The sequence below is a fragment of the Marinobacter sp. VGCF2001 genome (assembly GCF_049943275.1).
In the GTDB taxonomy this organism is placed as follows: Bacteria; Pseudomonadota; Gammaproteobacteria; order Pseudomonadales; family Oleiphilaceae; genus Marinobacter.
Genome location: NZ_JBNFVX010000043.1, coordinates 1 through 521 on the forward strand (window position 1 = coordinate 1; position 521 = coordinate 521).

The following is a 521-nucleotide window of genomic DNA, read 5'->3' on the forward strand; positions in this document are numbered from 1 at the left end:
TAACGCCAATGTTTAGCGGCGCCCATGCAGCGCAGCGAAATGGGCGTCCGGTGGAGGGCCCCAGGCCCGGAACGTACTACAACAACTTGTTAAAAATCTTGCGGGTTTAGCTTGTAACGAGATCGTAGTCTGCGACGATTTTATCGATCTGGATTGAGGCATTACGGCGGTCATCAGCCACGGCACACACAATGTTTTTATGGGCAATGTCTGGGACTTCGTCACTGGTAAGCAGCTCAACATCCATCCATTTACCATCGTCAGAAACAGAGTTGATTGTACTAAACGCGATTAGGCTGCCATCAGTAGTTTGCAGGCCAAACCACCATTGATCTTCCATCATCCTGCCGGTGTACCAAGCTGGAAGTATCTCAATAACGGCACCCGCATCATCCAGCATGGCGATCTTACGGTTAATCTTGCGCCATTGTTTGTCAGTAAACCAAAGGCTTACCAAAGCTGTAATAGCACCAATAACCGAAACTACAGCACTGAGCATATTTCTCCCTGATTTTTAACGC

1 protein-coding gene is annotated in these 521 nt (G+C 48.4%); it reads right to left on the minus strand.

Features of this window, described 5'->3' with window-relative positions:
• Positions 1-106: 106 nt before the first annotated feature.
• On the minus strand, positions 107-499 hold the full coding sequence (locus ACP2AU_RS16745) for a hypothetical protein (RefSeq protein ID WP_426377350.1): 393 nt from the start codon (positions 497-499) through the stop codon (positions 107-109).
• Positions 500-521 lie beyond the last annotated feature (22 nt).

Coding starts and splice junctions, on each gene's coding strand:
- ACP2AU_RS16745 (WP_426377350.1), bottom strand. CDS start 499: ATGCTCAGTGCTGTAGTTTCGGTTATTGGTGCTATTACAGCTTTGGTA.